Below are 24,040 nucleotides of genomic sequence, written 5' to 3'. Positions count from 1 at the left end.
CCATCGTGTGGCTCGACGTGCGCACGCTCAGGGCCGGACGGTTCCTCGATCGCGCAGACATGACAGGCATTCCCTTCAACGGGGTCCGGTTGGTGCTCCGATGCCTGGAGAAGCAACAGCCCGGCCGCCAGATCGGACATCTGAGGGTCGGGCTGTTTCAGGCTGGAGCCGAATCGCGGCTCGGGTTAGCGGCGCTTCTTGGGCAGGCCTGCTCCCAACGGGATCGTGGACACGGCGAAGGCCGAGTCGTGTGCCCCGTCCAGAGGGAGCGGTGTGAAGCCGCTGATGCGGATCGACGCATCGAGACGGCGGCCGAAGTCCTGCACGTTCCATCCGGACGGCACCGTGATCGAGACCGCGGAGGACACCTTGACCAGCGAGCGGCCCAGCTCGAGCTTCTCGTCGCGTTCGTGCAGTTTGCCGACCGACTGACGGTCCTTGGCCCGCTCGACCTTGCCGGCCTTCTCACGCAGCGTCCCGGCCATCACCGCCGACATCTGCGCCCGTCCGGTGGATCGGTCCGCGGACTGCTGCGAGACCGGCCGGTAAAACACCGTCAGCGCGCGCCGCTCACCGGGCTGGGACGGCACCAGCACCCGCGCCAGAGCACCCATCCGGGCACCCTTGCGGGGCAACAGGATGGTGGAGGAGACCGACTCCCACTCCCCATGCCGGTAGGAACGCAACGCGGTCGAGGCGTTGGTCGGGCCCGCAGCCGCGACCGGGACACCGGCCGCGATCGACGGGTCATCGCCGTGGTGGATCGCCGCGTCGGCGAGCGCAGGCGCATCGCCCGGCTCAAATCCGGTGCGGATCGCCGCGGCGAGTTCGGACGTGTCGAGCCAGTTCACCCGGGTGCAGCCGATCGAACCGGTCAGCCGCGCCTCGACCTCGGCAAGCACCGAGTACAGGATTCGGGCGCGGCCGATCACGCCCCGTCCGGCGCGCTTGGCGTCCTTGTTGATGACGTCCTCACGGACCACCACGGTCACGAACCCTTCCCGGCGCACTGCCGCCCCGGCGGTCATTGCCTCCAGTTGGGCGTTGACCTGTGCCGAGACTTCCGGCTCGTCGGTTCGGGCATTGTGACGCACCCACTCGTCTCGCTCAGTGCCATCGTCGGGGACGGTACGCACCTGCACCACGACCAAGTCGATCTGGTTGCCCGCGGTCGCAGCCTCCATCAGCTCGGTCAACCCGGCACCCATCCGGAACCGGTCCGCATCGTCGCTCATCCCGATACCAGGGTGGACGATGCGCGCGGTCGCCGCCCACGTCCGGGCCGCGTGGTCCTGGATGATCGCCGGCCGGCCGGTCTGCCCGGTCATCGGTGGTCCGTCGTGGATCTGGATGCTGGCAAGGATGCCGGGCAGGTCCGCCTCGCCCGCGTCCCCCTCATCCCCACCGTTTTCTGCGTCGCCGAGATCGAGGTCACCGGCGGCTGCCTTGGACTGGAACCGTGACCAACCGAAGGCTGCCCCGGCCAGGTGCCGGACCAGCACCCCGATCCACTGGAAGGCAGACCAGCCCCGGACCGGGAGGCAGATCAACAGCCCGGCCAGCGCCCACAGCGGGACGACTAGCACCAGGGCGAGCCACTGCCCCGCGGCCATCGCCATCCAGGTGGGGAAACCTGCGGCGAGAACCATGAAGAACTGGGGGCCGGTGAGGCCGAAGAGCCAGGCCTCCCGGTCCCGTGTCGCCGATGCTCCGTAGACGCTCATGTGTAGATCTCCCTTTCGTCGACAGTTGCTTGGACCTCGGGCGGGGAGTCGTTCGCGACACCCTTTCCGTTGCGGCCCGACACCCCACCCTGAGGGCCGGGCCCGCGCGCCTGGGGACTCCTCGGGCTGTGGCTGGTGTCGTAGTAGCCCTGGTTGCCGATGCCGGACTGGCCGAGCACATCGACCCCCATCCCGGCACCGGCCTGGGCGACCTGCCCGGTCCTTTCCATGCCAGCCGCGACGACGGCGGCCGTCTTGCCGATCTTTGAGGACTGCCACCTCGTGGCGGTCTCGGCCTCGGCGCCCGCCTCGCCGGTGGTGCGCCCGTCGGGAGCAGTCTGGCTAGCGGCAGCCGACCCCGACCCCGCATCGACACCGCCAACTTGCCCACTCTTGCCACGCAGCAAGCCAGCCACACCGCCGTTCGCGTTCATCGTCGAACGGAACGAGGCACCCGAGGCCGTGCCCGGATCGACAAAGGCCAGCAACCGGAACAACACCATGGGCATGAAGCAAGCCACCAGCAGAATCAGCGACCCGACCACCGACATGCCGATGTTCTCGGCACTCGAAGACCCATCGGCGGCTGCCCCATCCGGCAACCCCGCCCAGGCGAACTGGGTCCCAATCCCGAGCACGAGGGCCAGCATTGGATCCATCAGGCAGCACGCCAGGAACCAGCGGATCGACTTCCACATCCACGACTTGGATCCATCGGACATCGCGCCCGCCGCGGTGATGGGCAACGTCGCGGTCAGAATCAGCAGAGCGGTGGAGCGCACCAACATGATGATGATGTTGCCGAAGGCCGCGGGAATGACCACGAACAGCGCACACACCCCCAACGTTGCTGCCTGGACAGTGCCCGACACCGTGTCGACGAACCCATCGCCGGCCGCATAGCCGGAGAAGCTGTCCACACCGAGCAGTGTCTTCAAGATCGCCTGCGAGAGCCCGGAGCAGGCGACGATGAGTCCGGCAGACACCCCGACCCAGCACGCCACCACCAGGCCGTACTGGACCAGGCCCGCCGCGAGGGTGCCGAAGCCCCGGCCGTCTTGTCGCAGCACCGCCAAGCCGATCTGACCGAACGCAATCACCAGGGCGATAGCGAGCGAGATCCACAAGGTGACCGAGTACAGCTTCCCCAGGTCCGGGTCCGCGACGTTGGGGATGAAGTCATCGATCAGGTTGAAGGCCGTCTGCAGGAGCCACATGGCGGCCGACCACAGGCCCATCATCATTGAAGTGAACCCGTCCGCCAACGTCTCCTTGGCCTTGCCGCCGAGCCACTCCAACGGATTGAGAGTGAACATCGCGACCACGTTCGAAACCGTGCTCACGACGGTGCTCGCGACTGCCTGAGTCATCATGGGTTCGTTCATGATTGGGGCACCTCCAGCCACTGATACCCGGCGTCGAAGGAGGCCTGAGAGCCGGGCCACAGCGACGGAGCCGGAGCCGGCTCCTCACCTGGCCCGATCACCCACCGATCGTTCTGCCACACCATGCGCTGGCAATCGGCGGCCGCGACCTGCTGCGGCTGGCCTGCCGCGATGGTGGCGGTGACGATGAAGTCGATGCACGGAACGACGAAGTCGTCGCCGACTGTGCCTTTGATGTAGCCCATCTTCGGCTCAACCGCGATCGTGATGCTGTTCTGTGCGTCCGAGGACATGCCGGCCGACTCCAGCAGCGCGGCCACCGCCAGGACTCCCGTCCAGCTCTCGGCACTCGGACCTCCCGGGGCGGCCCACTGCGCGATGACGTCCTGGGCCACACGCACCGACGCGGAGGTCAGGGCGGTCGAGTCGATCGCGGCGAGCTGGGCCAGCGCACCTTCCGGGGTGTGCGGGAAGCCGGTCGCGACCCCCACCTCCCCCACCTCCATCGGTGCCGGAATCTCCAGCGTGCCGGTTTCCCCTGACGACAGGCTGCCGGGCTGTGCGGCCTCCAGCGGCGCGACTGGGAGCTGCTTGCTTGCCAACTGGTCCTGAGCGGACTGCGTCGCGCCGTTCGAGCTGTCGACGGCGTCCGACCCTCCGGTCACGATGCTGGCCACCGACCACACTCCGCCCGCGAGAACCGCGAGCACGACGGCCACGCCGCCGCCAAGCATGATCTGCAGCCGGCGGCGCGTCCACTCAGTTTGTGGGTCGATGACTGCAGTCTCGAAGTTGAACCGTGGCATTTTGAGCATGGTCAGCAGCCGTTCCCGACGATGCCGTTCAAGATGCCGTAGATCACGACGAACGCGACCGCACCAAGGACGCTCCAGAAGAGGCCGGAGGCACCGACCTGTGCGGCGCGTCCCATCGAGCCCATCTTGCCCACGATCATTGCTCCGACGGAGGCGAACCCGGCGCCGATGATGATCGCGATGACGCCGTACTTCACCCAGCCGAGAATGTCCTTCACGTACGGCTCGACACCGGCAGGCGGGGCGGCGCACACGTTGCCAACGCCTTCTGCGTGGATAGCGCCGGTGAGCGTCACCATCTGGATGGCGACCTCGGAGATGGCGTGGATGATCATGTGTCTCTCCTCTACTTTCAGGTCCGGTTCGCCGTGAGCGGGCCGGTGATGGTGGTGATCCGTTCCAGCAGGCGCTGGGAGGGGCTTGTGAGCTGCTTGGGTAGCGGGTCGGGTCCCAGACCCGGCAGCGCCTTGGCGGGTAGGAGCGGCGCGAACAGAACGGCGTCCTGCTGGTGGGCTGTGCGCAGCAGACGTCCGGCGGTCGCGAACTCGCGGTCGCTCCAGCGGCTGGCGCCCACGACCACGACGACGACCTGGTCGCCGGCGAGCTGGTCCTCGAGGTGCGCCAGCGCCGCCTCGATCTGGCTCAGCGCCAGCCCGTGCGGGCGGGTCACCAGGACCTCGACCTGCGCGAGAGTCGTGGCAACCCACGCGTCGGTCGCGGCGGCTAGCTCACGCATCGACCAGCCGGCGTCCAACACGGTCAGGTCGACGCCGTCGACCGTCCGCGGGCTGGGCACCTCCGCGGGGACGCGTATCGACTCTTCGACCCGGTCGAGAAGTACGCCGTCGCCCCGTCGGCCACGGCGCCAGCCTTCGGCCGCGCCCAGCTCGGTGACCGTGGCGCCCAGCAGCCCTGACCACGCGGGGGCCGCTGCATCCAGCACCCGTGTACGGATACCGGCGACGTCTGCGACGTCGGCGAGCGCGAGGGCGATCGTGGAGGCGCCCGCGCCAGCGTTGGCGGCCCGGACCCGCACCAGGGGCGCCGAACCAGTTGACGCGGTCGATGTGGCTATCGGGAGTCGCGTAGCAACGATGCTTCCCTCGACGGCGTCACGCACCGGGTGTGTGCACTCCTCGGCGGCTGCGGCCGTCGTCTCAATACGGGAGGTCGTAGGGGTGAACCGGCCGGCCGCCAGCGCGGCGGCCGCGGCCTGAAGCTCGCGGGTGGAGTACCGGGGCGCGGTGCGGGTGCTCATCGGGCTGTCTCGATCCGGACGGCCCGCAGCCGCAGTGCCTCACGCAGAACCGTGGCGGGGGTGTTGCGGAGCACTTCGCGTGCCGCCGCCGCCGCCTCGGCCTCGGCCCGCAGACGCGCAATCACCTGCTCCATGTCGGACAGTGCGTGATCGACACTGTGGTCGGCCACCACGTCCAGCAACTGCGCGACGACCGCAGGGGTCGGCTCGGAGACGCTGACTGCGTTGTGTGCCTGCTCGCTCATGACTGGAAAAGCAACCGCTCCCTGTCCGGATCGGACAGGGAGCGGCATGAAGTCCCGTGAACGTGGGACGCATGCTTCAGGCGATGGCCGCCAAGTACTGGGGGGCCGCATCCCGCAGACGAGCCGCGGTGCGGTCCCGGCGTCGCCTGATCGTCCGCATGGCCACACCGTGGCGCTCGCCGACAGCCCGCTGCGCCTCCTCGCGGGCCATCCCGTCGTTCTCCGCGGCCAGCAGCTCGACGAGCAGATCGATCTCCTCGCTGGCGATGACACCGATCTCCCTCGCCCATGTCAGCAGGTCGGCAAGATCCTCGACAGGGTCCTCGACCTCGGGAACAGCCAGCAGCAGATCGCGGTCCTGGTCTTCACCGAAGGCGGTGGCGGGCCTGTCCCACCCGAGCCGTTGGTCCAAGGACGTGGCCTGAACTCGAGCGACCATTCCTGCTGCCGGGCGAGTCAACCGTTGCCGAGCGCGCTGCAGCATGTACCGGGCCGCGTGCGTGCCCAAACTCGGCTCGGCTGCCTTGACCTCTTCCCACACTGTGGTGTTGACGTCGACGAGCTCGCACACGTCGCTCAGGGTCATCGCGACCCGGTTCACGCCCTCCTCGAGCAGCACGGCCACAGCGAGGGCGGCGTCGTCATCGTCACCGCCGCGCCGTGACCCGAGGGCGGTCAAGCCGGCCACGACCTGGTAGCAGCGCTCGTCGCGGCGGCGCCATCCCTCACGTGCTTCCTCAAGGCTGGCGAACCCGGCAAGCCGCGGCTCGACGGACTGCCATTCAGCCCACTTCCCGGAACCCTCCAAGGTGCTCATGACCGAGGCGGCCAACGCGCTTTGGGCTTTGCGGCGCTGGTGCTGGCCACCGCTGCATGGCGGGGCAGGGGCGGGGGTCAGGGACGTGGCGCCGATGGTGACTTCGCGGGCTGGGTGACTGGCCGACATGGCGGTCCTCCGAGTAGGCGATCAGGACGCGCCTACTGCAGGCCCGACCCCTCACCACCTCGCTCACCAACGCCGGTCACCACTCCCCCGGATGCCTGGCGGGCCGCTCACCAAACCCGCTCACCAAAACCAAACGCGCAGGTCAGAGACGGTGTCGGCGCCAACCCGAGGCCGCGGGAAGAAAGTTCAGAAAGTTCTGCCGACAGGCTGGTGTGGCCCGTTCGAAATGGGTTCGGCCCCGCCTCACCGCCGGTGGTGAGACAGGGCCGAACCGTCGTCTGGGACTTCTCGGGTTAACCCGTGGCCCCCCACTCACGCTGCTCCACGATGGCCTCCGAACGGGGCGGGAGGTCCTCGTCGAAACGATCGAGGACTAGATCACGCACGAGTTCTCCAGCGGCGTCGCGGCCCGAATCTGCCTCGGTGGCCGCGGCCTGATCGAGCCAAGCGATGTCGCTGTGCGGGCTGGCGTTCCTGGCTGCAGTGCAAGCGATCCGGACCAGGTCGGTGCGACCCCCGGCGACTGCTCGAGTGGCCAGCAGGTGGGCCGTGTCGTGGACGGCCCCGACCAGGATCTCGTCGTGCCGTTGCTGCCCCGGCTTGAAGAGCCATTTGAACCGGTGCTCGGTGGCGGCCTCGAACGGGGCACCGGTGACCAACGACAGGGCAGTCACCAGGTCCTCTTCGCACCCGCCGACATCACCTCGACGTTCGGCCCGGTGGCGCAGCCGAACGAACAGGTCGGCGCTGTTGAGCACCCCGCCGACGCCCCGGACGAGCTCGTAGGTCGGGCTCGTCCCCCGGCGGGCCCCGGCGCTCATGCTCGCGTCGGGCAGCCAGTCGCTTCCGTCGGGTCGGGTGCCGAGCAGGAAGCGGGCGTTGGTGGCCCGGTTCTGAACCGTCTTCTGGGTCTTCCACCCGCACGCCGCGGCAGCCCGCTCTCCCGTCACGCCGTGGTCCTGACAAGCCAGGTAGGCGATGAAGGAGATCGTTCCCCCGAGGTTGTCGATCGACGTGGGGTCGCCCCCGTTGAGCGCGGTCACTTCGACCGGTCCCAGCAGGTGCACCTTGGGCCGCGGGGAGGACTCGTCGAACCAGTCCGCGACGTCTTGGTCCAGCGTCGGGTCGAGGGTGGCGAGCTCGGCGCGGGTCGCCTCCGGGACACTCGGCGCGGCCGCAGCGAGATCCCCCGCGGTCGTCGCTGCGGCGGACAGGTAGACCGCGTCGGCGTCGGGCAACATCGATGAGGGGTCGTCGCCCTCGGTGTGCCGCGGCTCGGTGTACTCCTCGCGCAGGGACCCGTCGGCCCGGGCGTACTTACCCAGCGGTCCATCGTCGGATTGCGTGGCCGGAACCGGCTCGTCCTCGAAGTTGCGGGTAGAGGCCAGCAGAGCCGCCATGGCACCCGCCTCGGAGGCCGGCAGCGTGAAGGCCTTGACGCTGATCCCCCACATCGGCAGGAACGCCATCCCGTCGCCGGCCAGCTCGACTGCGGGGGATTCCTCGTCGCCGTGCACGATCACGACCCGGGACCGGTCCCGGGCCCCGATGTCGGCGGCGAACGCGCCCTCGGGTCGAGACGCCACCACGACCACCACGGGGTTGGTGGTGTCCAGGAGCAGCCCATCGCGGCGCCTGGTCAACACGTCGGCGTCCAGGTTCTGCTCGACTTCGCTCATCTCACCGGCGAGCACAGCGGCGCGGGCGAGGGCATCGCCCCGCTGCACCTGACGGAGCCGGGCGGGGTTGAGCCCGATGGTCTCGGCGCCGAACTGGTCGGCCAGCAGAACTTCGCTGCCCTCCGACCACGCATTTACGGCCAGTTCGGCGACCATGAACCGGGTCAGGTCGGCGACTTGCTGCGGCTCGCCCCCGATCCCGCACATGCCCAGCGTTTCCAGGTCGAGCAGCCAGGTGCGGTCGCCCTCGTCCTGCCCGATGCTCACCAGCGCCGGGTATGGAGCCGGCTGGGTCTCCAGGTCCTTCTCGAGGATGGTCCAGCGTGGCAGCATCCACGCGCGGGCGTCATCCGTCGCCGTCCAGCCCTCCGGCACCTCGCAGCTGGCGGGGTGGGTGAACAACAGCGTCAGGTCCTCCTCGCCCAGCACGGCGGCACCCAACTGGGGAAGCGGCTGGCCCGCCACCTTGCACGACCCCGCGACGTGCCGCAACGCACGGTCGAGGAAGGTCACATCCTCCTGCGCCTCGGACCCGTGCTCGACGATCGCCTGCTCCACCTCCACGACCTCCTGCGGGGTCGAGGCGATCGTTCGCCCAATTCGGCGACGACGGAACTGTCGGCGCCGGTTCGTCATGATCAACCCCAGCGCCCCCACCGAGAGACAGGCAGCGGTGGCGAGTAGCGCCCTCAGGAGGGTGTGCCCGTCCTCGTCTGCTACTTCGTGAGCCGAAGACGCCTCCCCGGCTTCTTCCGACCTGCCGGGGTCATCGGTCGACACCGTCGGCTCGGGAACGATGCGTGGGAAGGGCGTGAAGGAGTCCCGTCCGTCTGTTCGCGGGCGCGAACTGTCCGCGTCGAAATGGTTGGCGCCCTCGTCGACGACACCTTCGCGTCCGGGGACCATGATCGTCCAGCCAGGCTGGATCAGGTCGGGGTCTGTCAGGTGCGCTCCCCCAGGCTGGTCGATGTTCTTGCTGGCCTCGAAGAGCTTCGGGTAGGCCTGGGCGTCTCCGAGTTCGTCGAGGGCGATCTCTGAGAGTGTGTGGCCCTTGGTGACGGTGACCTCGTGCGCTATCGCCGGCTCCTCCTCGATGGTTGGTCCACCGGGGACGCGCAGCTCCCAACCGGGCTTGATGTGGTCGGCGGCGACGAATCGGCTGCCGTCATTCATGGTGCGGCCCTCGTTGAGGGCTGCAATCTCGGGCCACCGATCTCCGTCGCCGAGGTGCCGTTCGGCGATCGACCACAACGAATCCAGGCGCATCACCGTCACCACGGCTGCCGGGACACCCGGCTTCTGGGTATTGGTCGCTCGGTCCTGCTGATCGGTCTGCCTCTCGTCCGCGGAACCGACGCCGGCGGACATAGCGGCGGGTGCCGGTGAAGCTGCTCCGGCACTTGGAGCGGCCACGGCTGCGGCCGCGACGGGTGTGGCCACGGTGGCGACGACCACCGCGGTGATGAGCCGGCGCGCCAAGTGCTGCTGGACGCCGAGTGTGAAGGGCGCGCGCAGTTGGATTCTGTCGTCGGTGAGGGCGGCGGTCGCCTCGACGAGGATGCACGCCATCAGCTGGGCCCACAGGATCCAGACGATGACGGCAAGGAGTCCGATGATCGCGCCGTCGGTCAGCGGCGCGGACAGCGAGACTCCCTCGGCCGGCCAGGGGTTGCCGATGTAGCGAAGCAGTGCCCAGGGCGGTCCGACCACGATCGCAGCCAGCACGACCCCTGCCAGCAGAGCCTTGATCAGTCGCATCTTTCTCTTCCTCTCCGAAATGGGCTTGTCACTTGGGGCAGGTGCGCCGAGGCGGCACCGTGTGACAGCTGGTTAGTCGTCTGCGTCGATCGATAGCGCGGTTGCGGTCGCCTTGACCGGGATGGAGCCCACCCCGACCGCGGAGAGCAGCTTGGTGTCCTGCTGCCCGGTGACCGTGACAGTGACCTCACCGCCGGCGATATCCACGGTTCCCTGCGCGCCCACCAGCGCCAGGTAGGCCTGAGCGGCGTTGACCGCCCGCCCGGGGTCGACCATGGTCTGCCCGTCCCGGAGAGCACCCTGGTTGAGGGCGTCGGCCCCGGCCCGGGCGGCCTGCTCTGCGTTGTTCATCGCCGCGCGCTTGGCGCCCAGTGCGTATCCGCCGTCGATGACCAGGCCGGCGACCGCGAGCAGCGCCACGGTGAACAGGACCACGAAGATGGTCGCTGCCCCGCGCTCGTCGCGTTGACGACCCAGCCGCCACCCGATACGCCCGTTCATCGCTCCCTGCCTTTCAGAAATCGTGAACCCGAGGACTCAGCCACCGCGGTAGGTCTCAATCGGGACCACCGAGGTCGCGGAGAACACGCGACTGCCGGGGAAACCGGCCAAAGCCACGTCACCGAGCTGGGTCTTGCAAGACACCGTGACGGTGACCCGGCCGCCGGGCTGGTAGCTCGACAAGTCCACGTCCACTTTCAGGTTGGTGCAGCTGACCCCCGCCTCCCCCAACGATTGAGCCGCGGCGACTTCGGCGGCATGTGTGGACAGGCTGGTGTTGCGCTCCAACGACGCGGCTCGAGCCGAGTCGGCCGCGACGGACTCAATCTGCTGCCGGGCATGCGCCATCCGCCCGAGGCCGACCACGAACAGCAAGACCACCATGAGTACGGGTGCGATCAGGGTCAGCTCGATCGCGGAAACACCACGCTCATCCCGGCGCCCCGGACGCAGGCGGATCATGGGTTGTCCACCGGAGGGACATATTTCTCGACCGGCCCTGAGGCACTCTCCGACACCGAAAGGGAGAAGCCCGGCACGACCGATACGACCGTGCCCGTGACTGTGACCGTGGCCGTGTCGGCAGTCCGGTTGGCGGTGACGTCGCGGTTCTTGAGGGTGCCCTCCCCCACGGCGGTGAGCAGCTGGAGGGCCTTCTCGCGACCCTGGACCTGGGTCCCATCGAAGCGACGTGCCACGGCGGCACCCTCTTGGGCTGCCTGCTCGGCGATGTTGCGGGCGTGGAACATCAGTCCGAACTGCACGATCAGCATGAGCAGGAACAGCAGCGCGGGCGCGGTGATGACGACCTGCGCCAGGGACATTGCCCCGCGCTCGTCGTGGTCTCCTGGTCGCTTCATCTGCCGCTTCACCCGCGAATCCCTCCCTCGAAGTCAGAGCCTGGTCAATGGACGCTGGTCACTCGGTCGGGATGGTGTTCGCCTTGTTGGTGAACTTGGTGACGATGATGGTGCAGATTGCGATCGCGGCCGCCGCCAGAATCGCCACGATGATGACGGTCTGGGCGATCTCGCCGCGCTCGTCACGCTCGCGGCCGCCGCTGAGGGATGACGCCAGCACACTCATGTAGGTGCGCAGCAGTTGGACCTCGGGAGAGTTGAGAACCATCGGCTTACCTTTCTGTTTGCCCGAACGCCCAAGCGCCCGGGAAGTCGTTGTTGCTCACTGAGGGCAAGTCCCCCAGCGAGGTCTGGTGTGACATGACGCCGGCCATGGCTCAGACCCCCATCACCGCGACGACCGCGGGGAACCCGAGGAAGAGCACGAAGCCGATGAACAGCACCACCTGCGCCATCTCCATGGACTGATCCGCCTTGGCCGCGGCACCCTCGGCCTCGGCCAGCTGGCGGCGCCGCATGGTCGAAGCCCGGGCCGTCAGAGACTGGCGGACCTTGGCGCCGTCATCAGCGACCAACATCAACGCCCCGCCGAGGTCCTGAAGTTCCTGCATGCCGGTGCGCTTGCCCAGGTCGGCCAGCGCCGCCCACGGGGTGTCACCAACGAGGCGGGCGCGGTCGATCGTCGAGCGGAGCAGCTCGAAGGCCCATCCCGTGCCGATCCGCGCCGCCGTAGGCAGAGCCTCGGGAATACCGCGGCCACCGGCCAGCGACATGGCCACCAGGTCGAGGTAGCACGACAACGCTCGACGCAGCTCGTGACGCCGCTGCTCAGCCGCCTGGACGACCGACAGGTCGGGCACCCAGAAGAACAGCGCACCAAGCGCGAGCCCACCGACCGCCGGCACCGTCAGCGGAGGGGTCACCCCGATCACCATCATCGTGACGGTCAACATCGACGGCAACAGCAACCCGAGCAGCCCGTAGGTCATCTTGCGGACCAAGTGCCCCTCGAGGGTGTAGTCGCTCAGCTCGAGGTCGGCGCGCAACTTGCCGAGCATGATGCCCCGCTGCGCGAGCTGCGCGACCAGCCACCGCCCGAACCGGCCCTGCCAGCTGGTGTCATCGACGTCGAGCTCCACGATCGCAGCCTGGCGGGCCCGCTGCCGCTCCCATTTGCCCACCACGCTGGCCAACGCCGGCCGGGGCGGCACCAAGGCGAACACCAACAGGCACAACGAGAAACCCAAGGCGGCACCGAGCAGAAGTCCAAACGTCATCGGGTCCCACCTCCAGCAAGCCCCGGCTGCAACGCCGCGTCCACCTGGTCAACACCGACCAGGAACCGCTCAGGCGGGCGCAGGTTCGCCGCCGACCGGATCCACATCAGGCCACCGGCGAAGACCGAGAGCACGACCGCGAGCATCAGCTGGCCCAACGGCGTGGAGTACGGAGCGACGTAGTCGCGGGAGAAGACCGCCATCCCGCCGGCGAAGATCGCGGTGGCACCGACGATGATCAACGCGGTACGGCGCAGACTCTTGCGGCCCTCCTCGATCCGACGTCGCATGTCGACCTCCTCGCGTGCCGCGCTCGCCAGGGCGGTGAGGGTGGCCACCAGACCCGGGCCGCGCAGCTTGGAGTTGAGGATCAGTGCCGCCACGACCAGGTCGGCCGAGGAGTCCTCGAACTCCTCAGCGAACGCGGCGAGCGCCTGGGTGAGCGGGATCTGCACTCGCAGGCGTCCCTCGAGTCGCTGGAGCGCCGGCTGGAGCACTGGCGGCGCGGCGGTTAGGGAGTGCCGGATCGCGTCCTCGAGTCCCACCGACCCGGCGATGGAGTCACGCAGTGACTCGGTCCAGGTGGCCAGGGCCTCGACCCGCTCGACCTGCCCGGTTGCGGTCTTGCCACCGCCGAACATGGTGGGCCACAGGTAGATCACCGCGGCGGCCGCGCCTGCGGCTACGGGCCACCTGGTGAGCACCGCGACCAGAACCGCGACCCCGAGCGCGATGAGCGCACGGCGACGGGCCGCGCTGCCCCACAGCGCGTTCGCGCGACCCTTGCCGGCCCGCTTCCGTGTCGGAGGCTTCCACCCCATCAGGGCGGCGACCAGAAGCAGGACGCTGCCGCCCAGTGCGAGCCCGAGCAGAAGACCAGTGAACGCCGTCAGGGACATACCCCGCTCACCATCCCCCGGTGCTCGGCTGCTGCCACCCGACCGCGGTCAGGTAGTCCAGTCGCTGCGGAATGGTGCCGGTCCAGGTCGCCGACCCGTGCGGGCCCGCGGCGAAGATCTCCGAGGCCAGCACCGAGTCTTCGTAGCCGTTGACCTCAAGGATGGAGTCCAGGCGCCGCCTGCCGGTCTTGGGGTGGCGGCTGATGAACACCACGTAGTCCAGGCCGCCGGCGATGAGCCGAAACGATGCCTCGTGCGGGAGCCGCTCTTGGGACTGGATGGCGTAGGTCGCGATCCGCTCGAACACCTCACGCGAGCTGCGTGCGTGGATCGTCGACATCGACCCATCGTTGCCCTGACCCATTGCGTTGAGCATCTGGACGATCTCGGGTCCGAGGACCTCACCGACGATGACCCGATCGGGCGCCATGCGCAGGGTGCGCCGCACCAGGCGATCCATGCCGATATAGCCCTGGCCCTCGGAGTTGGCCAGCCGCACCTCCATCGGCACACAGTTGGGGTGCCGGTCCTCGAACTTGTGCAGCCCCAGCTCGAGCGCGTTCTCCACAGTGACGATGCGTTCCTCAGGCCCGATCTCGGCCGCCATCGCCCTCAGCAGGGTGGTCTTCCCACTCTTGGTGCCGCCGGCGATCATCACGTTGAACCGGGCCAGGACGATCGAGCGCAGGAAGTCGGCGGCCTCATCGGTGATCGTGTCATTGCCGACCAGGTCTGCGAGTTCGGCCTTTTCCCATCGGTGTCGGCGGATCGACACCGACGGCCGCGGGGTGACGCCCATGACCCCTGAAAGGCGCGACCCGTCCGGCAGGGTGAGGTCCAGCTCGGGGTTGGCGGCATCCCAGGGCCGCGAGTTCAAGCCGGCGTACGCCGCCAAGCCCTGGATCACTTCGATCAGCTCCTCGTCGCTGCTCGCGACCGCCTCAGCTCGCTCCCAGGGTGCGTCCGACTCGGCCCGGGACACCCAGACCTCGTCGTACCCGTTGATCGCAATCTCCTCGACCGACTCGTCATTCAGCAGCGACTCGAGGCGCCCGGCACCGAACATCCGAGCATGCACACCTTCGGCGAGCTCCTGCTCGATCTCGGGGTTCAGCGGAGACTGCCCGACCGCCAGGAGTTTCTCGGCGTGCTCGCGGATGACGTCGGCGATCAGCCTGCGCGTGTACTGCTGCTCATTGGCACCAGCCAGCTCACCCTGGCCGCTGCGAAGGCGTCGCTGCTGCTCGCGGTGCAGCCGGTCACCGACCTCGCGGTGAACGATGCGCAGGAGATCTGGATCAACCATCATGCCGAGCTCAACTCCGTCATCTCCAGCGACGCCGCCAGTGTCTTGGCCCCACGCATCAGAAGTGTTCGGCCGAGCCGACCGGAGGGCGACTCTCCCTGCTCGAGCCGGGCCAGCGCCTTCGAGTCGTTGGGCAACGACAGCGTCGGCCGAACCGCAATCCCAGCTCCGTCGAACAGGCTGTCGAGGTCCGAACGGTCACGACCCGCGCGGGCATCAGGCCCCACCAGCACCGGGCAGACGGGGATCGCTCCGGCATGCGCCAAGGCCCCCATCAAGTCTTGGACGTCTTCGCGCAGGTGCATCACCGACTCCAACGTCGCCGCGGCCACGGTCAGCAAGTGAGTGGAGTGCTCGGCCAGCGGCAGCACAGGGCTGGTCCTATCCAGCCGCCCGAGGTCTGCAATGACGTCGACCTCGGCGCCCACGCAGGCCGACGCGATCGTGGGCCACAGCCCGGAGAACGCCCTGGCCTGCCCGGCCCGGGTCACGCCCTGGACCAGGTTCACCCCACAGCCGAGCACCTGCGCCTCATCGACCACCACCCCCGCACCGGGAAGTCCGCCCCGCACCGCGGCCGCAAGTTGCAGCAGTCCCTGGTTCGCAGCGACCGGGCCGCCGTGAACTGCCTTGCACCTGTACGCCAGGTCGCCACCGGACGGATCGGCCTCGAGCAACACGACCGGTCGCGGCCACACCGCTGCCAGCGCCAACGCGGTCGAGGTGACACCCGGGGCCCCTTTCACCGAAGCAAGCGAGATCAGCACGACCTCACTCCCCCGTCGTCTCTGCGCCCGCCGGCGCAGTCTCCACGACCGCCACACGGTTCTGCGTGGAGTACGCCGAGATCCGGGCGGCGACCGCCGCGTCAACGACCAGAGTCACCAGCACCTGACCACCAGCCGTGGCAGCACCCTCAACGCTGTAGACGCTCGCACCAGCAGCCAGCACCTCCGGTGTGTCCAGCGCGGCGGGGTCCTTCTGGGCGGCGTCACCTCCGGGGACTGCGATCACGTCGACCACGTCACCGGGGTCCAGACCCGCACCCGGGACCCGCGCCGGGTCGAGCGCCAGCCCAACGGTGGCCTCTCCGGCGGCTGGCACAGCGGAGGCCGCGAACATCTCCGAGGTCAGGATCTGCCCGTCGACCAGGTCAACGGCCGCGGTCTGGTTCACCACGGTGTTGATCTCGCCGACAGGGATCGCCCCGGAAACACCCGACACCGACGTGGTCACCAGATCCTCGCGAGCGATCACCTGACCCTTGGAGACCGGCTCCCCGATCGCGAGCACCGACTCCTTCTGCCCGGCGTGCAGCCCCCAGGCCGCGACCGCGAGCCCGGTGCCCAGAACGCTCAATGCCGCAACCGTCACCAGACCCCAGGACCGGTGACGGCGTCCACCCTGAGTGGCGCGTCGCTCGCCGGCGGCCAGGAGTCCTGACGCGGGAGCCTGCATGCCCCGAGCTGCCTTGCGGTCCTGCTTGGCCATCGTGTCGCTCACAGTTCTGCCCTTCATCGGATGACGACCGACTGGCGCTCGCCGACTTGGATGGTCGTCGCCTCGCTGGTGAAGCCAGGCACCTCGCCGAGCGTTCCCGCAGCTGAGAGACACGTGCCAGAGCAGGTCCAGTTGACGGCGTAGGAGATGACCGCGGTCACCTTGAAGACCCCGTCGGGCTCGAAGTCCGAGACGTGCTGGAAGGCGTAGGAGCAGTCCGTCTGCTCGTCCGAGCTCATCCCCTGCTGCCACTTGCGGCCAGCCGAGGTGCACGTCTCCATGCCGTCGCCCAGGTCCCACGTGACCCGGATCGGCTCCGCGACCACAGTCACCGTGGTGTTGCCGATCGTGGCGCTACCAGTGACGTTGCTCCACTGGTCCTCGCCCACCCACAACCAGGTCGGGAGCCCGACGTACGTCATCAGCGGCGGCTTTGGAGCCATGTTCACCGTCGGCCTAACCAACGGCATCGATTCAACGATCGTCTCCGCCATCTCACCGGGGTCGGGAGGCACCTCCCCGCCGGGGACAAACCAGGTGTTCGGAGGCAGGGCCTGTCCTTGGCCCGCACAGACCCAAATGCTGCCCTCGCTCGGATCGTTGCCCTTCCAATACTCCGTCTGGTCAGCTGCGGGTTGAGGAACCAGTGGCCCGGCGTAGCACTGATGCGCGGAACTCCATGTCCCGTTCTCGGTCGAGCACGGGATCTCGGCTCCGCTGACGTCGTGACAAGGCGTCGAACCAGGCGTTGTGCCGCCGTCGTCCGGATTCTCGCCGCCGTCATCTCCGCCATCGCCCGGGTCGACGGCTGGAATGCAAACACCGCCACCCTCCGGGAATGGCGACGGTGTCTCGCCGTCCCCGCAGTTTGGATACTCACCCGCATGTGCAGGTATGGGCAGCAGAACTAGCATCGTGGCGACCAGGGCACCGATGAGCACGCGCCTTAGGGCGTGCATGTCTTGGGCTTCCCATCCACTAGTTCCTCAATCCCGTAGATGAGCCAGTCATATCCATCGGGTTGGCTGAGGAAGATGGTCCTCAACTGAGGCTTCGGAGCGGGCCGAGGGATTTCTTCGCCGGCCTGAGTCCTCTGGACTGGCGTGTAGTCCACGCACTGCTGGATCTGCACACCGCTGCCGCTCTTGGTCACAGACCTGGCCTTGGACCAATAGATCATCGGCGTGCCAGAGATCTTCACCTTGACCTGCTCATAGCCCTGGAGCTTCTCCCAGTAGTCCATCCAGATGGGATGGGGAAAGAACTCCTTGAACAGTTTCTCGGCTGCTGGGGTGGCTTCACCCTTCGCCCAGAGAGGTTCGGAGCGGGACTCGTAGGACTCCCAACGTTGGAGGGCCGTGTCGTAGGCCTTGAGTTGGGCCGCGTCGAACTTGGCCCGCCAAGCGTCGGGGTCCGGCGTGGGGCTCGGGTCCGTGGTGGGTTCCGACGTGTTGTCGGTCGCGCTGCTGGTGGCGCCGCTTGTGGGTTCGGTCTCGGGGTCGCTATCGCCTGCGCATGCTGTCGTGAAGACGGCCAGTGCAGTGAGGGCGACGCACGCGGTTGCATAGCGGCGAAGGGTGGTGGCAAGCATGGACCATGCCTCCCCGAGTAGGCGACAGTTGCTCAAAGAGTAGACGCTCGGGTGCGCCTGGGTCGCCCCCATGGTTCGCGCATTTGGTGAGTCGTTCATCTGTAAGTCCTTCCGGCCGCAGACGTTCTAACTAATGAAGGCAACCGTGGGCGGGCCGGATCGGACACATCCCAGCGCACGTATCTGGCGGAGTCCCGATGCTGTCTCACTTGAGAATGACACAAGAACGGCGTTTATGGCAATCTTTAGGAGCTACGTCGCACCAAGACGTCCGGCACAATGCGACCCGTGCCTCGACTGTCCAAGCCGCCAACGATGCCCGAGGAGGTGTTGGCGATCATCAACGCGATCGGCAATAGCGCGCGGACCGAGATGCTGCGCCATCTTTCGTCGCGGGCAATGAGCACGCGGGAGTTGGCGGATGCGGTCGGGGTGGAGCACAGTCGAATCCTTCGTCACCTGGCGGTGCTAGAAGACCTCGACCTAGTCGTCGCCGACCATCCCCGCGGTCAACGGCGTGGCGTCGGACGAGTCGTGCTGTGGACGACAAACCGCAAACGCGTCGAAGAACTCGGTCGGCGCTGGACTGACTACGCGACTAGTCGTCGACCGTCCAGCGCTGCCCAAGACTGACGAAAGGGCCAGCACTCAAGCTTTGCGGCAGCCTCAAAAGCACCTCTGCGACGGGCGCGAGCGCGCCATCGCGGGCGCTCAGCAGGCAGCGGCTCCGAGCCCTGGCCGCCTACGAGCAGTTGACCCGGCACTGTCTACGTGACCGTCCCTTACTACCCTCCCCGGTCGCACAACGGGCGCTCACCAGAGGGGCGGGCGCAGTGCGACCACGCGGCACGGCTCGACTTCTTGAGCAGGTCTCGGGCGGATCAGAGCGACGGGGTTGCGGGAGGTTCGTCGCCCGGCTTGCTGTCGCGTGGCCTCGATGGCCTCGATGGCCGCGATGGCCGCGATGGGCGGCGCATGGCGTCATCTAGCAGCTGGGCTTGCAGGACGGTGGACCGGCGATCGACGGCGGGTAAGGCTGATCGCCGTCGGTCGGTGGTGTGCTCGATGGGGTCGTTGAGCCTGGCCAGGACCTGCTGGGTGTGCTGGTCGATGGCCATCAAGCTGCGCTGGCGGACATGGTCGGCCTCCGCTGTCCCGACGTCGAGGAGGGCGTCGGAGAAGGCATCGGGGAAGCCGCCGGCGAGGTGACGCGCCCGAGCGCGGAACTCCTCGGCCGGGATGCCGAGGCTCTGGGCTGCGCGGTCCCAGTGCTTGCCCAGCACCTGCCCGAACTTGCGTCGGCCGCTGATGCTGAGTGCCACCTCTCGAAAGCCGGGCACCGAGTCGTATGGGAGCCCGGTTGCCAGGTCGTAGAGGGGAGCGACGCGGACCTCGTCGGGCAGCAGCAGTAGTGAGATGTTCTTCGAGTGCCCGTCGGGCGATCCCGAGATGTAGTTGAAGGCCGCGAAGTCTCCGAGCGACCGCAGCGCCGAGTGCCGGTCGCGCACGTTCTGCCGCACGGTCCTCGCCATGTCACCCAGGCTCGGGCCGCCATGGGCCTCGTACTTCTTCGCAGGGAGCCGACCGCTGGCAGAGCAGAAGTCCTCCTGGTGCAGCCGGACCACGGTGTCGTCCTCCAGCACCACCCGGTCGTAGCGCTCCACCACGATGGCCGGCTCTTCGCCGAAGTAGCGGAACTCGGTCAGCGCCACCAACAGACCAGCTGAGCGGGCCGCCCGCATGGTCGCGTGCTCGACGAGCGCCTGATGGTGGAGCCGGCCGATGCCCGGCTTGAGGATGTGTGTCGTCGCCGCGGAACCGTGCGCCTCGTGCCAGCCGTCACTCAGCCGAGACATGGCGAATTTTGCCTGCTGGCCCGGCAGCGACCAGTGTTCCTCGGGCATCGTCCACGAGGGCTCGGCCACAGTCCGAAGATCACGGAGCCGTGCGCTGATCTCCTCGGTTGAGACCAGCTGCGTCTCCCGGCCACGAGCCAGCATGTCGTCGAGCTCGGAGACGGCGCTGAACTGCACCGCCCCGGGGCAGTCCCACCCCATCTGCGACAGCAAGCCGATGTAGTCGTCTGGCTCGACGTCGAGTTGGCTGGCCCAACGCCGGCGCGTTTGTGGGTCCTCGGGCAGCACGCCCTCCAGGAACGCTCGCACCCGGAGCCCGCGGTAGGAGCCGTCGACGACTGGCATCAGTACGGAGAGGGGGGTGCGGCCGTGGTCGACGTACTCGGAGTCGTAGGTGAGTTCCGGCTCGGCCGACCGGAACGGCTGGGTGATCCGGCCGACGACCCGGCCGTACATCACCACCGCCAGATCGCTCTGCCTCATCCCTGTTCCTGTCGCGCCAGAGCGGCCAGAACATCGTCCTCGGCGGGAGAGACTCGCCGCTTGATCACGCTGAGCTCCAGATCCATGGCTTTCAGCACCCGGAACACCGGCTCCAAGCTCGCCGCAGGGTGGCCGGTCTCGAAGCGGGCCAACCACGCGCGAGAGACAGAACTATGCTCGGCCAGGACCAGCTGACTCCACCCGCGCCGCTTGCGTTCCGCACGTACTGCCGCACCCAATTGTCGGGCGCCACTGATCACCGCCATCACTCCTCCTGTCCACGTTCGCAGACATTCTAGACCGTCCACGTTCGTAGACAAATGTCTATGTCTACGAACGTGGACATTCGTGACTGCTGGGAGGCTCGGTCCGTCCGTACGGTCGACGCTCACGGCTCGCCTCATCCTTCAGGTCAGATGGCCGGGGCGCCGTACGCCGCCGCCCGAGCGGCGGGGAACGGCATCGGCATCCGAGCGGACGAGGACGGCGTCAGATTCAAGGCCTGCTGGAGAGCCGCCCGCTGGAGCGGGTTGCTGAACCGGGCCGCCGGCGCGTTGGGAGCCGGCATGTTGACCAGGTCGGTCAGTGTGGTCTCCAGCCGCGAGTTCCTCCCGACGCGGACCGGGCCGTCGGCGTGGCGGGGGTGGGCGTCGACCAGGTTGCTGTTGTTGCGCAGCAGTTCACGACGCAGCCCCTTGCCCAAATCGTGGGTCACTTCGTGGGTTGCCTTGGCCAGCTCGGCCATCTGTGGGGGGTGTAGCCGGATCGGGACGCCGCGCTCCTCCATCCGTGCGACAGCGGTCGTGAGTTCACTCTGCTGCCAGTAGCGGCGCATGTTGGGCTCCTTGCCGGCCTTCACGTCGGCGAGGTGGCTGAGTTGGGGCTGCAACGACTCCAGTACCTCGGAGCGCTCGGTGAAGAACGCCCCGAACATGCTGGTCTTGGCCGACTGGTCGGAGGCCTTCGCGAAGGCCCGGCACAGGTAGAGCTGGCTCGCCGTGATCTGCCGTGCGGAGTCGGCGGTGATCTCCGGCTCCTCGGCATAGAACACGTCATTGGCCGAGAGCGGGCGCAGAAACCGAGCGAGTCGCTGTTGCGCGGCCGCCAGGTCAGCGGGCGTGGACACCATCGAGACCGGCTGCACCACGGTCGACAGGGCTCGCGGCTGCAGCCTCGGGGTGGCTTCCTCGGGGCTCGCGCTCGTGGCATGCCAAGTCGCCACCCGAGCGGTCTGGGAGAGCACCAGGCGCTTCTCGTCCAACCCCATCGCGAAGTCCGGGCGCTGATGCCCGGCCAGCAGTCCGACCTCCTCGAGGCGTGAGTCAAGCACCAAGACGGCCTCGAGCGCCACTGCTGCATCGCGCATCACCCACCAGCCGGCCCCCGGGTCGGTGCGCCACGACTGTTCCTCGGAAGCCGACAGTGCGTGCGAGGCCGACAGGAGCTCGACCGCTGCCGCTCGCCACGCCTCTACCGTCGGATCGGCTGATGCGGGCGTGAGGTACTCCGACGAGGAGCGGTGCTCGTCGAGGGGCAGCGTGGGCAGCCCAAGGGCGATGCTGTCCACCAGGGTTGCGAGCTTCGCGTCCAGCCCGGCCAGGCTCGGCTTCGAGGTATTGGCCCGCAAGTGGTCGGGACGTGGGTACCAGCTGTCCTGCCCGAGGTCATAGAGCCGCTGACGGAGCGCGTCGACGACGGTCTCGCGGCAGTGGAGCAGTTGGTCGACCGCGTGCTTGTCGGCGGGGATCATGTCGGCGCGGATCAGGGCATTGAGCGCTTGGGCCGCATTCTCGGCGTGCTCGCCATACGTCGCGACAGTCATCGCGGCTTGCCAACCGCGTGCCTTGCGGAACAAGTCGTTGCCATGCCCGGAGAAGCAACCGCCGGCGGGTCAGATCGGACACTGCCGCGGAACGTGCTCGTCGAGACGGGCGACTAACCAACCCACGAACTAACCCCCCGAAGGCCGGATCAATGTGAGCTGGTCGTTTCAATCCTTTCCAGAGGTTCGCTCGGAAGCGCAGATGAACCCGCGCTAGATCGAACACTTGACGCCGGACGAGGGACGAGGCAGACGGGCGAACCGGCGGGATCTGTGAGGGGATTATGGTGCCGGCGGTGCGGGACGGTTCGGCTGGTCGCCTTGATCGTCGGATTGGTGCGTCGGAGGCGACGGGTTGCCGGGGCGCAGGGCACCGGCCTGGAGCGTCGCACTCACACTGTTGGCGGGCGGGGAAACCAACGGCTGCGCTCGACCTGCGGTCGGGGAATCGTCAAGCTCGGTGGCGATCCGACGTCGGATATAGGCGCCGAAGCCCGGGATCGTGTAGGTCACCTGCCCACGGCCGGACGGTGCAATGAGACCGCGCTCGATCAGCTCATCGCGTGGCCGACTCAGATCGTTGGTGCTTTTGCCGACTCTGGCAGCGATTTGATCCCGAGTGGCGGTGTCTCCACCACCGGCTGCAATGGCCTGGAGGATTCGACGATGCGCCGGGCTCGCGGCCGCCCATCGGGTCCGGTACAGCTCGTCCATACGATCTTCGATGTCGTCGGTTGCGCCACGAACATGGCCCTCGGTGATGACCGAGTTGGCGGCGGGTCGCGCGAAGTTCCACGTGCAGGAACCGACGATCTGCACCTTGTAGGGGTAGGTGTGTGCGAGCTCGACCGCAGCGGCGATCGCGTGATCATCCCAGTCGACGCCCAGTCTCTCGGCAGGGAGACGCAATGCCTCCGCGGCGGCGGCGGGCGTCAGTCCCTTGACCTCGATGAAGCGGGTCCGCTCCCCGAACGTCGCCGCTTCGGTGATCGCTGCATGGATCGAGGGCAGGCCAGCTGCCACGATCCCGACGGGAGTGGGACTGATCGAGTCGCCGTCGAACTCCTGGAGCGCGATGAGCAGTGACTTGCGGTCCTCGACCGAGGCCTCGTGGAACTCGTCGACGAACAGCAGCAGGCCGTGATGCTTGTGGTTGCGGGCGAACCGAGCGGTGTCCTCGAGGAGGTCGTGGACGACATCAGCGGCCTTGGTCTTCGAGGCGAACTGTGCTCCGACCTTGGCGCCAGGGAGTCCGAACTCGACCTGGACCTGATCGATGCGGTGGAGGAGGCCGTTGGCCTTCTCTCCCAGCGATGCGGTCCCAACCGCGCGGTTCAGCGACTTCGCCAGCGCGTCGACCATTGAGGCGTCACCCCTGCCGGTCACCCAGGCGGTGAACATTCCGGCCCGGTGGGCCTCGGCTTGTGCATGCCGCAGCAGCGAGGTCTTGCCCGTGCCTCGCGGCCCGTAGAACGCCAGAAGCGGACCGCCGGATCTTCCCAGAGAGCGAACACGCGCGGCCAGCTCGTCGATGACCGCGAGTTCGTGCCCCCGACCACTGAGATATGCCGGGCTCGCCGAACCGGGTGTGTAGGGGTCCTCGATCATGGTGTCAGCTCCGTATGAGGCCGTATGTATCTGGCCAAACATACGGCTTCATACGGTCAGGGTCGAGGCTAGATGCGTGGCGCCGGCCGATGAACTCGCCGTGAGTGCCCGGCGCACGTGGCGCCGAGCCGCCTGTAGCCGAAGGGTCTGCTGCAGGACCGCCGAGGCGGACACCATATCCGTCAGGCGTGCCTCAAGGTCACGCATGCCGTCGCCCAGGGTGGTCACCTCGATCTCCACGAAGCGGTCAGGGAGGCGCTGGCCGAAGTCGACGAGCTCGGCACGCGCCATGCCCAGGAACGGCAACACCCTCGCGTGCCCGTCCTGTTCGGTCGCTTCGAGCGCGGCGAGCAACGAGACCGCGTACACGAAGTCCGGGGTTGGGTCGCACACGTCACCGGTGAGATCGGTCGTGGGAGCAGCCATCAGGGTGGTCCTTTCGAGACAGGTCGGCAGCGGGTTCGACCCCACCACCCAGTGGAACAGCACCGGACGGCTCAGCGCGCCCGGCGCGCCCGCTCCGGTGG

At 68.0% G+C, this 24,040-nt stretch carries 25 protein-coding genes; 1 reads left to right on the top strand and 24 read right to left on the bottom strand.

What is annotated here, in order from left to right; translation table 11 throughout:
- Positions 1 to 185: 185 nt before the first annotated feature.
- The 19 genes from CF8_RS04445 to CF8_RS04355 all read right to left on the bottom strand — a co-directional run bounded on the left by CF8_RS04445 (position 186) and on the right by CF8_RS04355 (position 17,744).
- Positions 186 to 1,724 (bottom strand): SCO6880 family protein, encoded by a 1,539-nt coding sequence (locus tag CF8_RS04445; RefSeq protein ID WP_010831944.1) that lies wholly within the window; start codon positions 1,722 to 1,724, stop codon positions 186 to 188.
- Complete coding sequence (locus CF8_RS04440) at positions 1,721 to 3,109, bottom strand: type IV secretion system protein (RefSeq protein WP_232211572.1); 1,389 nt, start codon at positions 3,107 to 3,109, stop codon at positions 1,721 to 1,723. The genes CF8_RS04445 and CF8_RS04440 overlap by 4 nt, the downstream gene beginning before the upstream one ends.
- Complete coding sequence (locus tag CF8_RS04435) at positions 3,106 to 3,915, bottom strand: hypothetical protein (RefSeq protein ID WP_010831942.1); 810 nt, start codon at positions 3,913 to 3,915, stop codon at positions 3,106 to 3,108. The genes CF8_RS04440 and CF8_RS04435 overlap by 4 nt, the downstream gene beginning before the upstream one ends.
- Before the next feature lie 11 nt (positions 3,916 to 3,926).
- Positions 3,927 to 4,259: a hypothetical protein gene (locus CF8_RS04430; protein ID WP_010831941.1), complete on the bottom strand. Its 333-nt coding sequence runs from the start codon at positions 4,257 to 4,259 to the stop codon at positions 3,927 to 3,929.
- 17 nt (positions 4,260 to 4,276) lie between these two features.
- Positions 4,277 to 5,182: a hypothetical protein gene (locus CF8_RS04425; RefSeq protein WP_036490215.1), complete on the bottom strand. Its 906-nt coding sequence runs from the start codon at positions 5,180 to 5,182 to the stop codon at positions 4,277 to 4,279.
- On the bottom strand, positions 5,179 to 5,427 hold the full coding sequence (locus tag CF8_RS04420; protein WP_010831939.1) for a hypothetical protein: 249 nt from the start codon (positions 5,425 to 5,427) through the stop codon (positions 5,179 to 5,181). Before CF8_RS04420 ends, CF8_RS04425 begins: the two co-directional genes overlap by 4 nt.
- A gap of 76 nt (positions 5,428 to 5,503) precedes the next feature.
- Positions 5,504 to 6,046, bottom strand: coding sequence for a hypothetical protein (locus CF8_RS22930; protein ID WP_232211571.1), 543 nt, complete (start codon positions 6,044 to 6,046; stop codon positions 5,504 to 5,506).
- Between the two features lie 620 nt (positions 6,047 to 6,666).
- The gene (locus CF8_RS04410) at positions 6,667 to 9,810 is read right to left on the bottom strand and encodes a LysM peptidoglycan-binding domain-containing protein (protein ID WP_010831937.1); all 3,144 of its coding nucleotides are present in this window, start codon (positions 9,808 to 9,810) and stop codon (positions 6,667 to 6,669) included.
- 72 nt (positions 9,811 to 9,882) lie between these two features.
- Positions 9,883 to 10,311 (bottom strand): TadE/TadG family type IV pilus assembly protein, encoded by a 429-nt coding sequence (locus CF8_RS04405; RefSeq protein ID WP_010831936.1) that lies wholly within the window; start codon positions 10,309 to 10,311, stop codon positions 9,883 to 9,885.
- A gap of 36 nt (positions 10,312 to 10,347) precedes the next feature.
- Positions 10,348 to 10,773, bottom strand: a complete 426-nt coding sequence (locus CF8_RS04400) for a TadE/TadG family type IV pilus assembly protein (protein WP_010831935.1) — start codon at positions 10,771 to 10,773, stop codon at positions 10,348 to 10,350.
- Positions 10,770 to 11,171, bottom strand: a complete 402-nt coding sequence (locus CF8_RS04395; protein WP_036492179.1) for a TadE family protein — start codon at positions 11,169 to 11,171, stop codon at positions 10,770 to 10,772. The genes CF8_RS04400 and CF8_RS04395 overlap by 4 nt, the downstream gene beginning before the upstream one ends.
- Positions 11,172 to 11,229: 58 nt before the next feature.
- Complete coding sequence (locus CF8_RS04390; RefSeq protein WP_036490209.1) at positions 11,230 to 11,439, bottom strand: hypothetical protein; 210 nt, start codon at positions 11,437 to 11,439, stop codon at positions 11,230 to 11,232.
- A 109-nt stretch (positions 11,440 to 11,548) separates the two neighbouring features.
- Entirely contained in the window at positions 11,549 to 12,448 is a 900-nt protein-coding gene (locus CF8_RS04385) for a type II secretion system F family protein (protein ID WP_010831933.1), read from the bottom strand.
- Positions 12,445 to 13,347, bottom strand: coding sequence for a type II secretion system F family protein (locus CF8_RS04380; RefSeq protein WP_010831932.1), 903 nt, complete (start codon positions 13,345 to 13,347; stop codon positions 12,445 to 12,447). Before CF8_RS04380 ends, CF8_RS04385 begins: the two co-directional genes overlap by 4 nt.
- A gap of 7 nt (positions 13,348 to 13,354) precedes the next feature.
- Positions 13,355 to 14,656, bottom strand: a complete 1,302-nt coding sequence (locus tag CF8_RS04375) for a CpaF family protein (RefSeq protein ID WP_010831931.1) — start codon at positions 14,654 to 14,656, stop codon at positions 13,355 to 13,357.
- Positions 14,653 to 15,420, bottom strand: a complete 768-nt coding sequence (locus CF8_RS04370; protein ID WP_036490206.1) for a hypothetical protein — start codon at positions 15,418 to 15,420, stop codon at positions 14,653 to 14,655. The genes CF8_RS04375 and CF8_RS04370 overlap by 4 nt, the downstream gene beginning before the upstream one ends.
- Positions 15,421 to 15,424: 4 nt before the next feature.
- Positions 15,425 to 16,156 (bottom strand): hypothetical protein, encoded by a 732-nt coding sequence (locus CF8_RS04365; RefSeq protein ID WP_010831929.1) that lies wholly within the window; start codon positions 16,154 to 16,156, stop codon positions 15,425 to 15,427.
- Between the two features lie 11 nt (positions 16,157 to 16,167).
- A complete protein-coding gene (locus CF8_RS04360) occupies positions 16,168 to 16,596 on the bottom strand; it encodes a hypothetical protein (protein WP_156887146.1) in 429 nt (142 codons plus the stop codon).
- A 503-nt stretch (positions 16,597 to 17,099) separates the two neighbouring features.
- Positions 17,100 to 17,744 (bottom strand): hypothetical protein, encoded by a 645-nt coding sequence (locus tag CF8_RS04355; protein ID WP_010831927.1) that lies wholly within the window; start codon positions 17,742 to 17,744, stop codon positions 17,100 to 17,102.
- A gap of 315 nt (positions 17,745 to 18,059) precedes the next feature.
- Here CF8_RS04355 and CF8_RS21375 point away from each other — a divergent pair, with 315 nt between their 5' ends.
- Positions 18,060 to 18,377, top strand: coding sequence for an ArsR family transcriptional regulator (locus CF8_RS21375; protein ID WP_010831926.1), 318 nt, complete (start codon positions 18,060 to 18,062; stop codon positions 18,375 to 18,377).
- A 248-nt stretch (positions 18,378 to 18,625) separates the two neighbouring features.
- Here the strand turns inward: CF8_RS21375 and CF8_RS04350 are convergent, their stop codons facing one another.
- The 5 genes from CF8_RS04350 to CF8_RS04330 form a co-directional block, all read right to left on the bottom strand.
- The gene (locus CF8_RS04350) at positions 18,626 to 20,083 is read right to left on the bottom strand and encodes a type II toxin-antitoxin system HipA family toxin (protein ID WP_010831925.1); all 1,458 of its coding nucleotides are present in this window, start codon (positions 20,081 to 20,083) and stop codon (positions 18,626 to 18,628) included.
- Complete coding sequence (locus CF8_RS04345; RefSeq protein ID WP_051204108.1) at positions 20,080 to 20,349, bottom strand: helix-turn-helix domain-containing protein; 270 nt, start codon at positions 20,347 to 20,349, stop codon at positions 20,080 to 20,082. The genes CF8_RS04350 and CF8_RS04345 overlap by 4 nt, the downstream gene beginning before the upstream one ends.
- 146 nt (positions 20,350 to 20,495) lie before the next feature.
- Positions 20,496 to 21,905: a hypothetical protein gene (locus CF8_RS04340; protein ID WP_036490197.1), complete on the bottom strand. Its 1,410-nt coding sequence runs from the start codon at positions 21,903 to 21,905 to the stop codon at positions 20,496 to 20,498.
- Positions 21,906 to 22,187: 282 nt separating this feature from the next.
- Positions 22,188 to 23,513 carry an AAA family ATPase gene (locus CF8_RS04335; protein WP_010831923.1) on the bottom strand — a complete coding sequence of 442 codons (1,326 nt, stop codon included), beginning with the start codon at positions 23,511 to 23,513 and terminating at the stop codon, positions 22,188 to 22,190.
- A 48-nt stretch (positions 23,514 to 23,561) separates the two neighbouring features.
- Positions 23,562 to 23,939 carry a hypothetical protein gene (locus tag CF8_RS04330; RefSeq protein WP_051204381.1) on the bottom strand — a complete coding sequence of 126 codons (378 nt, stop codon included), beginning with the start codon at positions 23,937 to 23,939 and terminating at the stop codon, positions 23,562 to 23,564.
- Positions 23,940 to 24,040: the final 101 nt, after the last annotated feature.

The sequence above is a fragment of the Nocardioides sp. CF8 genome (assembly GCF_000389985.1).
Taxonomy (GTDB): Bacteria; Actinomycetota; Actinomycetes; order Propionibacteriales; family Nocardioidaceae; genus Nocardioides; species Nocardioides allogilvus.
Note: the sequence above shows the minus strand (reverse complement) of the source record. Positions and strands in the feature narration are given on the sequence as shown.

What these genes read in the sequence shown, in the direction of transcription:
- CF8_RS04445 (WP_010831944.1), bottom strand. Translation starts at nt 1,724, where the DNA reads ATGAGCGTCTACGGAGCATCGGCGACACGGGACCGGGAGGCCTGGCTC.
- CF8_RS04440 (WP_232211572.1), bottom strand. Translation starts at nt 3,109, where the DNA reads ATGAACGAACCCATGATGACTCAGGCAGTCGCGAGCACCGTCGTGAGC.
- CF8_RS04435 (WP_010831942.1), bottom strand. Translation starts at nt 3,915, where the DNA reads ATGCCACGGTTCAACTTCGAGACTGCAGTCATCGACCCACAAACTGAG.
- CF8_RS04430 (WP_010831941.1), bottom strand. Translation starts at nt 4,259, where the DNA reads ATGATCATCCACGCCATCTCCGAGGTCGCCATCCAGATGGTGACGCTC.
- CF8_RS04425 (WP_036490215.1), bottom strand. Translation starts at nt 5,182, where the DNA reads ATGAGCACCCGCACCGCGCCCCGGTACTCCACCCGCGAGCTTCAGGCC.
- CF8_RS04420 (WP_010831939.1), bottom strand. Translation starts at nt 5,427, where the DNA reads ATGAGCGAGCAGGCACACAACGCAGTCAGCGTCTCCGAGCCGACCCCT.
- CF8_RS04410 (WP_010831937.1), bottom strand. Translation starts at nt 9,810, where the DNA reads ATGCGACTGATCAAGGCTCTGCTGGCAGGGGTCGTGCTGGCTGCGATC.
- CF8_RS04405 (WP_010831936.1), bottom strand. Translation starts at nt 10,311, where the DNA reads ATGAACGGGCGTATCGGGTGGCGGCTGGGTCGTCAACGCGACGAGCGC.
- CF8_RS04400 (WP_010831935.1), bottom strand. Translation starts at nt 10,773, where the DNA reads ATGATCCGCCTGCGTCCGGGGCGCCGGGATGAGCGTGGTGTTTCCGCG.
- CF8_RS04395 (WP_036492179.1), bottom strand. Translation starts at nt 11,171, where the DNA reads ATGAAGCGACCAGGAGACCACGACGAGCGCGGGGCAATGTCCCTGGCG.
- CF8_RS04390 (WP_036490209.1), bottom strand. Translation starts at nt 11,439, where the DNA reads ATGGTTCTCAACTCTCCCGAGGTCCAACTGCTGCGCACCTACATGAGT.
- CF8_RS04385 (WP_010831933.1), bottom strand. Translation starts at nt 12,448, where the DNA reads ATGACGTTTGGACTTCTGCTCGGTGCCGCCTTGGGTTTCTCGTTGTGC.
- CF8_RS04380 (WP_010831932.1), bottom strand. Translation starts at nt 13,347, where the DNA reads ATGTCCCTGACGGCGTTCACTGGTCTTCTGCTCGGGCTCGCACTGGGC.
- CF8_RS04375 (WP_010831931.1), bottom strand. Translation starts at nt 14,656, where the DNA reads ATGATGGTTGATCCAGATCTCCTGCGCATCGTTCACCGCGAGGTCGGT.
- CF8_RS04360 (WP_156887146.1), bottom strand. Translation starts at nt 16,596, where the DNA reads ATGGCTCCAAAGCCGCCGCTGATGACGTACGTCGGGCTCCCGACCTGG.
- CF8_RS04355 (WP_010831927.1), bottom strand. Translation starts at nt 17,744, where the DNA reads ATGCTTGCCACCACCCTTCGCCGCTATGCAACCGCGTGCGTCGCCCTC.
- CF8_RS21375 (WP_010831926.1), top strand. Translation starts at nt 18,060, where the DNA reads ATGCCCGAGGAGGTGTTGGCGATCATCAACGCGATCGGCAATAGCGCG.
- CF8_RS04350 (WP_010831925.1), bottom strand. Translation starts at nt 20,083, where the DNA reads ATGAGGCAGAGCGATCTGGCGGTGGTGATGTACGGCCGGGTCGTCGGC.
- CF8_RS04345 (WP_051204108.1), bottom strand. Translation starts at nt 20,349, where the DNA reads ATGGCGGTGATCAGTGGCGCCCGACAATTGGGTGCGGCAGTACGTGCG.
- CF8_RS04340 (WP_036490197.1), bottom strand. Translation starts at nt 21,905, where the DNA reads ATGACTGTCGCGACGTATGGCGAGCACGCCGAGAATGCGGCCCAAGCG.
- CF8_RS04335 (WP_010831923.1), bottom strand. Translation starts at nt 23,513, where the DNA reads ATGATCGAGGACCCCTACACACCCGGTTCGGCGAGCCCGGCATATCTC.
- CF8_RS04330 (WP_051204381.1), bottom strand. Translation starts at nt 23,939, where the DNA reads ATGGCTGCTCCCACGACCGATCTCACCGGTGACGTGTGCGACCCAACC.